7 protein-coding genes and 1 rRNA gene are annotated in these 6,900 nt (G+C 30.9%); 6 read left to right on the top strand and 2 right to left on the bottom strand.

All coding sequences use genetic code 11. The features are described from left to right. Window positions 1-8: 8 nt before the first annotated feature. The 3 genes from rrf (at window position 9) to lpxA (ending at window position 1,765) form a co-directional block, all read left to right on the top strand. A 5S ribosomal RNA gene (gene rrf / locus BSF42_RS22140) occupies window positions 9-118 on the top strand. Between the two features lie 246 nt (window positions 119-364). Next, entirely contained in the window at window positions 365-943 is a 579-nt protein-coding gene (locus tag BSF42_RS22145) for a Crp/Fnr family transcriptional regulator (protein WP_095955272.1), read from the top strand. A 51-nt stretch (window positions 944-994) separates the two neighbouring features. Beyond that, entirely contained in the window at window positions 995-1,765 is a 771-nt protein-coding gene (gene lpxA, locus BSF42_RS22150; RefSeq protein ID WP_095955273.1) for an acyl-ACP--UDP-N-acetylglucosamine O-acyltransferase, read from the top strand. A 115-nt stretch (window positions 1,766-1,880) separates the two neighbouring features. Here the strand turns inward: lpxA and BSF42_RS22155 are convergent, their stop codons facing one another. After that, a complete protein-coding gene (locus tag BSF42_RS22155) occupies window positions 1,881-2,771 on the bottom strand; it encodes a DMT family transporter (protein WP_095955274.1) in 891 nt (296 codons plus the stop codon). 370 nt (window positions 2,772-3,141) lie between these two features. Between BSF42_RS22155 and BSF42_RS22575 the strand changes: the two genes are divergently transcribed. Beyond that, window positions 3,142-3,741 carry an acyltransferase gene (locus tag BSF42_RS22575; protein WP_172426744.1) on the top strand — a complete coding sequence of 200 codons (600 nt, stop codon included), beginning with the start codon at window positions 3,142-3,144 and terminating at the stop codon, window positions 3,739-3,741. Beyond that, window positions 3,678-4,244, top strand: a complete 567-nt coding sequence (locus tag BSF42_RS22580) for an acyltransferase family protein (RefSeq protein ID WP_371616511.1) — start codon at window positions 3,678-3,680, stop codon at window positions 4,242-4,244. Before BSF42_RS22575 ends, BSF42_RS22580 begins: the two co-directional genes overlap by 64 nt. Before the next feature lie 146 nt (window positions 4,245-4,390). Here the strand turns inward: BSF42_RS22580 and BSF42_RS22165 are convergent, their stop codons facing one another. Beyond that, window positions 4,391-5,590 carry a PQQ-binding-like beta-propeller repeat protein gene (locus BSF42_RS22165; RefSeq protein WP_095955275.1) on the bottom strand — a complete coding sequence of 400 codons (1,200 nt, stop codon included), beginning with the start codon at window positions 5,588-5,590 and terminating at the stop codon, window positions 4,391-4,393. Window positions 5,591-5,906: 316 nt separating this feature from the next. Between BSF42_RS22165 and BSF42_RS22170 the strand changes: the two genes are divergently transcribed. Then, a complete protein-coding gene (locus BSF42_RS22170; RefSeq protein ID WP_095955276.1) occupies window positions 5,907-6,812 on the top strand; it encodes a DUF2268 domain-containing putative Zn-dependent protease in 906 nt (301 codons plus the stop codon). Window positions 6,813-6,900 lie beyond the last annotated feature (88 nt).

Raw genomic sequence — 6,900 nt, forward strand, 5'->3', positions numbered from 1 at the left:
AAAAACCTTAAGGTGGTTATTGCGGCGGGGCTCACCTCTTCCCATCCCGAACAGAGTAGTTAAGCCCGCCTGCGCAGATGGTACTGCAGTTATGTGGGAGAGTATGTCGTCGCCTTTCTTTGAAAAACCCTATCCAAAACGGATAGGGTTTTTTGCTTTTATATGGTTTTTTTTTTTCTTTTTCTTATTCTAATCTTTTTGCTTAATCCCCAACTTTTGCACCTGATCCTTTTGTATTCTGTATTGTTTTATAATGATTTGGTCTTTAGATCGCTTAAAAAACTATAATTAAGAGGTCTGTTACTTGAGTTCTTTTTTGATTTTATCGGATATTAAATTAAATTTGATTTTAAAATAATAAAGGATGAAAGAACTAATTCAGGTTATAAATAGTTTTCAGGAATTAGATCTTGACACAGAAACAGCTATAGAAAAATATTTTATTGTTGAAAAATTCAGAAAAAATGAATTAATTATTCAGCAAGGAAAAATATGCAAGAAAATATATTTTATTAAATCTGGTGCTGTTCGAAGATTTAGTTTTGAAAATGGATTAGAGATAACAAAGTGGATTTATACGGATAATCAGTTTGTAACATCTTTAAGTAGTTTTTTTGAGCAGAAGCCATCTTTTGAAAGTTTTCAGACTTGTGAGGACACTATCTTGTATTCGTTAGCTTATTCGGATGAGCAAATTTTGTTGGATTATCCTCTTTTTTTAAAATTCCATATTAAACAATTACGTCTTTACCTTTCTAAGATTAATGAATTTCATCATTTGTTTAGAGTTATGAATGCAAATGAGAAATATTTATTTCTGTTAGATTCCTTTCCTCAAATAATTATTAAAGCCAAATTAAAACATATTGCTTCATTGATCGGTGTCAGTCAGGAAACTTTGAGTAGAATACGAGCTTCAATTTCTTTACATTACATCAAATAATAAAATTTATTTTTTTTGAATTTTTACAGTCTTTAATTAAAAGTTTTAAAATTGAAAAATAATAATATTAGTAAGAAGGCAATTATTGGAACGAATGTACAAATTGGCAAATTTACTTCAATTGAAAATGATGTTATAATTGGAGATAATACCTGGATCGGTAATAATGTAAATATTTTAGATGGGACAAGAATTGGAAAGAATTGCGAGATTCATTCTGGGGCGGTTCTAGGAGGTATTCCTCAGGACTTGAAGTATGATAATGAATATACTTTGCTCGAAATTGGAGATAAAACCATTATTCGTGAATTTGTGACTATAAACAGAGGAACTGCATCAAAACAAAAAACTTTGATTGGTAATAATAATTTAATTTTGTCAAGTGCCCATATTGGGCATGATTGTATAATTGGTGATAATAACATTATTGGATTTAATGTTGGTATTGCTGGCGAAGTAATCGTTGGTGATTGGGTTAATATTAGCGGTCTAACAGCAATACATCAATTTTCGATTATTGGCGATCATTCTATGGTTTCTGGATTAAGTCGCGTAGTCAAAGATGTTCCACCTTATATATTGGCAGCTCGTGAACCTTTGCAGTATGTAGGAATCAATACTGTTGGGTTGAAAAGAAGAGGGTTTAGTTCTTCTAAAATAGATGAATTAAAAGCAATTTATAGTGTTTTATTTCAAGAAAAAAGAAATACGAAGTTGGCTTTGCAATTAATCCAAAATGAGTTTGAACAGACTGTTGAACGGGATAAAATCTTGAATTTTATTATTGGCTCAGCGAGAGGAATTGTGAAAGGTTTTAGATGATTTTTTTACAGTGTTTTAAAAAATTACTATGGTGGAGTAGAGTTTAAATTCTAAAGTTGATTTTTATTTTGAGAAAGAGAAACTACTTTTGTTAAGTAGTTTCTCTTTTTTTATATCATGATACTGTTTGTTTGATGATTTTTTTTGTTCTTGCCGAAATTATGGATTGTAATAAAACGGAAGTAATTACTAAGCTAATTCCAATATAAAAGGAAAAATTGATCGATTGTCCTTCATCAAAAAATAAGAATGCCAATATAATAGCATAAATTGGTTCTAAGTTAAACGTTAGATTTACTGTAAACTCTGGAATTTTTTTGAGTGATTCTGCGAACATTATGTATAAAGCTACCGTGCAACATGAGGCTAAGATGAATAAGTAAAAAATATCTTGTAAGCTAGGAATAAAAGACTGTTTTGGAAAAGAATGAAAATAGAATGGCAAAATTAATCCTAATGCAAAAGTGCCGCCCAGCATCTGATAAAAATTAATTAATTTGCTATCGTAAAATTGCACTAGACGCTCGTTGTAAATTGTGTATAAAGCTGCGAATGCTGAGGATACGACACCAAGTAAAATTCCGAGTTGATAAGAGGAATCAAAATGAAAAATTAAACTTATTCCCAATAAGGTTAGCAAACTTAATAATCCTTGGACGATGTTAAATCTTTTTTTATTGATGATCGGTTCAAAAATGGCTGTAAAAAAACTTGTGAGACTATAGCATACTACACCAATAGATATATTTGAATATTTAATACTGGCATAGAAAAAAATCCAGTGAATTGTAATAAGTATTCCTGCTTTTGAAATCTTTCCTATTTCTGAAAAAGACTTTAACGTTTTTAAATTGTATATTTTAAGAATAAAAAACAGGATGATGGAAGCGAAGAATACTCGATACCAAACTAATGTTATTTCGTTTAGAGAAATAAGTTTTCCGAATACGCCGGTAAAGCCAGCGAGTAACACTGCGGTGTGCAGTGTCAAATATGATTTTTTCATAAAATTTGTCTATCCTAATTAAGGGATTTTATTTTGAAGATTAATAATTTTAATTGAAGTATAGACATGGATATGCAGACTGATAAAATCAGTCAAATGTCAATACTAAAAAATGTATTATTAATTTTCTGGAGGAGGAAGACAACCTTTTAAGCTCATATTTGAATTGTAATTTTCACAAAAGTAAGGAAACGGCATCGAATGAAAAAACAATGAAATCTTTAAATGTGAAATTTCAAGTTTTTAGTTTAAGTACAAGTAGAGTTAACTTCCTGAATCTGATTTTGATTTAAATTTAAATTTGTAGAACTTGCGAGAGCTTGACTAAGTGCTGACTTAGTTATAACTAATCGGAAAGAATATTATATTAATGAATACAATCAAAACCAACACGACCATCCTGCAGACAAAAAAACATTTTGAAATACTTGACGGATTAAGAGGCATTGCTGCATTTGCTGTTGTGGTGTTCCATTTTATGGAATGGGTTTACACTGATCCCAGTAAGAATTTTATCGGGCACGGTTTTTTGGCTGTCGATTTTTTCTTTTGTCTTTCTGGTTTTGTTATTGGATACGCTTACGATGATCGGATTGCAAAAATGGGAATTCTTAATTTTTTTGTATCCAGAATTATCAGATTACATCCATTGGTAATCGCAGGATCAATTTTAGGTCTACTAGCATTTTTATTTGATCCATTTGGCGGTCATTTGGAATTATACAGTACAGTAAAAATTATTCTAACTTTTTTATGTTCGATATTTTTGATACCCTTGCCTGTAATAGCAGATCGTGGTTTTAACTTATTTAGCTTTAATGCTCCTGCGTGGTCACTTTTTTGGGAGTATATAGCCAAATTGCTTACGCGCTTATACTATATAGAATTCGCCGCAGTTATTTGTTTTTGCTTACTATCCTTTCTGCTGGGGCTATTTGTTTTGTGGCTTATAATTCGGGTAATTTATTAGGTGGCTGGAGTGGACCGACTTTTTGGAACGGTTGCGCTAGAATATCTTATTCTTTTTTAGCGGGGTTACTTATTTATCGTTGTAACTGGATTATTAAAAATAAACTTGGATTTTCGGGCTTAGCCATATTATTACTTTTGGCTTTTGTAATGCCTTTTTCAGAATGGAATTGGCTGACGGAACCGTTCATAGTGTTATTTTATTTTCCTCTACTTATAGCTTTAGGAGCAGGAGCAATACTAAAAACTGGACAAGAAAAAATTTGTGTGTTTTCTGGAAAAATCTCCTATCCGTTATATATGACTCATTATGCCTTTTTATGGATGTTTGGGAATTATTACAGCAACTTTAAACCAGATACAACGCAGTTGATTTTTATTATAGCAACAGCCGTTATTTTGCTGGTTGGATTTGCCTATTTTGTGATGGTAATTTATGATATTCCATTGAGAAAATATTTGACTAATAAGCGAAAGGAAAAAATTGCCAAACAGAAAATCTGAAGACCTTAAAATATAAAACTCCATTATTATAATGGAGTTTTGTTTTTATAAAGATTTGTGTTGACTTTAAATTTTGAAATACTGATTAGAGCATTCTTGCAATTCACCAATTGAAAATAAAATTCAGTCAATAAGAATTGTTTTTTTTATCGAATTATTTTTAAATAAGCGCTATAAATATTTTCCATAAGTGAAGTTCGCATATAATAAACATTCTCGTCTTTTTCATTCAAATCAAATTGAATTAAACCAGCATCACAATAATAGTAAAGCAAGTTATCATCATTTGGAAATTCAATATTTGAAACTGGTAGAGTTGTTAATTTTGTTTCGAAAGCAATTTCACCATTAGTTAAGTCTAATTCAAAAAGTTTTGCCTTCTTGGTATATCCCCAAACATTCTCATTCTCTCTCGTGATGTATTCGATATTATCATCTTTAAAATCGGTTTTCCAGATCTTCGTTCCAGTTTTTGAATCAATAGCATATAGCGATGTAACGTTTGTTCCGTGCGCAGCAAAATAAAGTTTGTTGTCTTTGCAAAATATACGTTCCTTGATGTTGTACTGGTTTTCGTCTAATTTAAATTGCCATAAAACATCTAGTTTATTAGGACTTAAAGCAAAAAGAAAATCCTTGTCATTGGCTATAAATATATTTTCGCCATCTGTTACCGGTTTTCCGCCCATAGCTTCTTCAAAGTTTTTTTGGTTCAGCAGTTTTCCTGTATTGGCATCAAAACTGTAGACATTTGATCCGCTTTGGGTAAAAATTTTGCTGTCAAAAACAAGCAAAGGAATGTCGTTGTTTGCTGCATCTAGTTTATAGTTCCATGATAAACTGCCATCTTTTATATCTAAAGCGTATAAATTACTGCCTTGATTTTGATTTTGAGCCGTAATATAAAGTTTTCCATTATAGACAACTGGAGTTTGATCTTTTAGGACGATCTGATCTGTAATAGTACCTAACCTTGATTTCCAGAAAAATTCACCAGTTTCATTATTGATTGCAAAAATTTCACCGTTAATAAACGGGACATATATCACACCATCAGATATTGTTAGTTTATTGGCGCACATTTCAGTGTAAGAATCTGTAGCTTTTACCGTCCAGCCAATTGTTTCGGTTTCTAAATCAAATGAAAAAAGGGAACCGTCATAATCGTGAATTAGGATTGATGCATCGTCTAATGTAACTTTTTTTACAGGTTTCATGGCTTTGTTAGTTACCATGTCGCTTGCGGTTAAAGATTTATTAGAATAATTAGTTTTAATGGCGGGCGTTTGCCCAAACATATTTATAATACTAAATGCAAATAAAAGAGTTACTAGTTTTTGTTTCATTTTTAAGATTTGGGTTCAATATAGATCGATTAAATAGTAGCCAATGCACAGATATATAATATATTGTATGTTGAAAATAAGTCAATCTTTAGGCTCAAATATAGTAAAAAATTATTTGAATGTTTAAGAAGTTCTAAGCTCTGTGAATGGAGCATTAAGATGAAATAGAAATAATAATTATTTAAATAGGCTTAAAAAAGTTAAATAAATTGTAGTAAAAATATTCCTATATTCACTTCGAGAAAGTAAACGGATTGCTCGACTGTAACCGAGTCATGCGATATTCTGTGAAAATTTGCTTTAAAAATTATTAGATATGAGGCTAAACCTAATTTGCACAACACTTTTTATTGTTTTTTCTAATTTCCTTTTTGGGCAAAATAATTTCTCGGAGGATCCTTTGGATGCAGTTTTTGAAACAAAAGATTCAAAAATTTTTTGGGAAGCATTTGACAAAATGGACCAATCAAAACAAAATCCATTTGTTGAATATATGCAAAAAGGTTCTCCGGGCGTTAAAGGATTCACTGAAAATAGGATAATTAATGCTGACTCTCTTTTTGCTGTGGTAAAGAAAAGAAAAGCAGATTATGAACGTTCAAGAAATGTTTTGGATGGTATTTCTTCAAAGGAAAAGAGAGTAAGAGCAATTTACAGTGCTTTAAAATATTGGTATCCAAATGCAAAATTCCCACCAATTTATTTTGTTTATGGAAGATTTAATTCGGGAGGAACTTCTGCTCCTGATGGAATTATTATAGGAACCGAAATGCTTCAAAATTTAGATGGAGTTTCAGGCTTAATCGCACATGAGCTTATTCACTATCAACAAAAAATAACTGGTAAAGACATGTTGTTGAAATGGTGTTTACTAGAAGGAGGTGCAGATTTTGTAGGCGAACTTATTTCAGGAGAATCAATAAATCAGCCCTCATATAAATACGGGCAGCAAAACCTAGACAAATTATGTCTGGAATTTGTAACAAGATTAAAAAATACAGATTACCAGGATTGGTTATATGGAACTTCTAAAAAAGATGACAGGCCAAATGATTTAGGATACTGGATTGGCTATAAAATAACAGAAGCGTATTTTAATAAACAGAAAGACAAACAAAAAGCAATTGAAGAAATACTAAACATAAAAGATCCAATGCAGTTTTTAAAACAAAGTGGTTTTTTAGGATCAAGAACAAATCTTGGGGAGGAAATGTCAAAATAAAATAAGAGATTTGCGCTATAAGAATTTAAGATGGATCCTATAGAGCTTTTAAAATTTATGCTTCCTGATTTTTTAGTCGACCATTTTG

This window comes from Flavobacterium sp. ACN6 (assembly GCF_002304005.1).
In the GTDB taxonomy this organism is placed as follows: Bacteria; Bacteroidota; Bacteroidia; order Flavobacteriales; family Flavobacteriaceae; genus Flavobacterium.